3 protein-coding genes are annotated in these 2,880 nt (G+C 43.7%); all 3 read right to left on the reverse strand.

Translation table 11 applies throughout. From position 1 onward, the window contains the following. Positions 1-401, reverse strand: a 401-nt coding sequence (gene sufU, locus QZ359_RS09060; protein ID WP_293965906.1) for a Fe-S cluster assembly sulfur transfer protein SufU, incomplete at its 3' end; no start/stop codon positions are given. Next, entirely contained in the window at positions 388-1,614 is a 1,227-nt protein-coding gene (locus tag QZ359_RS09065; protein ID WP_261043772.1) for a cysteine desulfurase, read from the reverse strand. The genes sufU and QZ359_RS09065, both read right to left, overlap by 14 nt. A 10-nt stretch (positions 1,615-1,624) precedes the next feature. Continuing rightward, the gene (gene sufD / locus QZ359_RS09070; RefSeq protein ID WP_293965907.1) at positions 1,625-2,872 is read right to left on the reverse strand and encodes a Fe-S cluster assembly protein SufD; all 1,248 of its coding nucleotides are present in this window, start codon (positions 2,870-2,872) and stop codon (positions 1,625-1,627) included. Between the last annotated feature and the right edge of the window lie 8 nt (positions 2,873-2,880).

The following is a 2,880-nucleotide window of genomic DNA, read 5'->3' on the forward strand; positions in this document are numbered from 1 at the left end:
TTCCAAGCTAGGGTTGCACACTTAATTCGTTGAGGGAATTTGGCAACACCTGACAAGAAGGCTGCGTCTCCAAGACTATCTTGTCTGTCATCTTTTTGCCCTTGAACCATTTCAGAAAAAATGGTAGCAAGTTCTAAGATTTCTTGCTTGGTCTTGCCTAAAACGGCATCTGTCATCATACTCGCAGAGGCAGTTGAGATAGTACAACCCGAGTTTAGAAAAGCAATATCTTCCAAACGGTCCTCTGCATCAAACTTGACAGAGAGATTGATAACATCTCCACAGGTCGGATTGTTGAGACTGATTTGCTCAGCGTCTTCCAACTTCCCTTGATGATGTGGATTTTTCGAATGATCCGCTACCACTGCCATATAGAGGCTATCTAGTTTAGAAAGTGCCATTGAAAAACTCCTTTGTCTTTTGTAAGGCATCGACTAGCTTGTCGCAATCTGCCTTGGTATTGTAGATATAAAAACTTGCACGAGCTGTAGCTGGAACGTCCAAATACTGAAGCAAGGGTTGGGCACAATGGTGACCAGCACGAACAGCCACTCCTTCATAATCCAGAGCCGTCGCAAGATCGTGCGGATGAAGGTCGCCTAGGTTAAAGGCAATGACACCTGACCGTTGAGCCAAGTCCTGTGAACCATAAATGGTCAATCCTTCAATCTCCTGCAGTTTTGGATAGACGTATGCGATCAATTCCTGTTCATGGGCTTCAATGGCATCCATACCAATCTTTTCCAGATAATCCACTGCCGCAGCAAGTCCGATTGCACCAGCCATATTTGGAGTTCCTGCCTCGAATTTCCAAGGCAACTCCTTCCAGCTAGCAGATTGTTCATAAACGAAATCAATCATCTCACCACCAAATTCAACTGGTGACATTTGCTCCAGATACTTTTCTTTGCCGTAAAGAACACCGATACCAGTTGGGCCAGCCATCTTGTGACCTGAAAAGGCAAAGAAGTCCACATCCAAGTCCTGAACATCAATCTTCATATGAGGCGTAGACTGAGCACCATCCACCACCATGATAGCTCCAACTTGATGGGCTAATTGGGTGATTTCTTTGATTGGATTGACCACACCCAGAACATTTGAGGCGTGAGCTAGGCAGACAAATTTGACCTTATAAGTCAATTTAGCCCTCAAATCATCCATATCCAAGGTTCCATCCTTGAGATAGACATAAACAAGCTCCGCTCCAGTCTTGCGGCAGGCTTCCTGCCAAGGAATGATATTAGAATGGTGTTCCATGACGGAAATCAAGACCTGGTCTCCCTCAGCCAAGACTTCCTCAGCATAACGCGCTACCCAGTTAAGACTGGTTGTCGTTCCTCTAGTAAAGAGAACTTCCTTTGTTGACCCTGCATTGATAAACTTACGAATGGTTTCACGAGCTGCCTCATAAGAAGCTGTCGCCCTTTCTGCCAAGGTATGAACGCCACGATGAACATTAGCATTGTCGTTCTCATAGTAGCGGTTAATCGTTTCCAGAACTGCTAGTGGTTTTTGTGTCGTCGCGGCATTGTCCAAATAAACCAATGGTTCATCATTAACAATCTGGTCTAAAATTGGAAAATCCTTGCGAATCACTTCTACATCTAACATAGCCTACCCCTTAGCGTTTTGACAATTTTTCTTCGATAGTTGCAATCATTTCATCACGAACTTCCTTGACTGGAATCTCAACGATAACAGATCCAAGGAAACCACGAACAACCAAGCGTTCTGCAGTTGCCTTATCCAAGCCACGGCTCATGAGGTAGTACATATCTTCTGGATCTACCTGACCGATAGAAGCCGCGTGTCCTGCAGTTACGTCATTTTCATCAATCAAAAGAATTGGATTAGCATCTGAACGAGCCTGGTCTGAAAGCATGAGAACACGACTTTCTTGTTGCGCATCTGCTCCCTTGGCACCCTTGATAATGTGACCAATACCATTGAAGGTTAAGGTTGCTTTTTCAAGAATAACCCCATGTTGTAGGATATTTCCGATTGAGTTGCAACCATAGTTAGTTACTCGGGTATCAATCCCTTGTACCTGACGGCCACTTGAAAGAGCTACCACTTTAAGGTCCGCATGGCTACCATTTCCAATCAAGTCGCTATCAAAGTCCGCAACGACGTTTCCTTCGTTCATGACACCGATTGCCCAGTCAATGCTTGCATCGTTGCCTAATTTACCACGACGGCTAATGTAAGCAGTGACGTTTTCACCTAGACGGTCAATCGCAGCAAACTTCACTTGCGCACCAGAACGTGCAATTACTTCTACTGTGATATTAGCAGTTGCTTTGGCACTTCCTTCACCGCGTGATTCTAAACGTTCCAGATAACTAATCTTAGAGTTTTTACCAGCGATAATCATAATATGCTTGTTAAACGGCACATCACTATCGCTGTCTTGATAGAAAATTCCTTCGATTGGTTCTTTAATCTCAACATTATCAGGAATGTAGAGAACAGCACCACTATTGAAATAAGCAGTATGGTAGGCTGCTAATTTGTCATCGTCATACTTAACAGATGACATGAAGAATTCCTCAATAAGCTCTGGAATTTCTTCTAAAGCTGAGTGGAAGTCTGTAAAGACGACACCCTGTTCAGCTAACTCAACTGGAGTTTGCTCAAAAACAGTTTGAGTTCCTACTTGCACCAACTTCAAGTGGTTATCTAGTGCAGTGAAATCTGGAACATTTGCTGATGGCTCGCTTTCTGTAATCGTTCCATCACCCAGATTCCAACGGTGGAATTTGACACGCTCAATAACTGGTAATTCTAAACTCTCAATCTTATCAAAAGCTTTTTGACGGAGTTCAGCCAACCAGCTTGGTTCAGCGTGCATTTCTGAAAAAAGTTTAATAGTTTCTT

It is taken from the genome of Streptococcus sp. (genome assembly GCF_019414905.1).
Taxonomy (GTDB): domain Bacteria; phylum Bacillota; class Bacilli; order Lactobacillales; family Streptococcaceae; genus Streptococcus.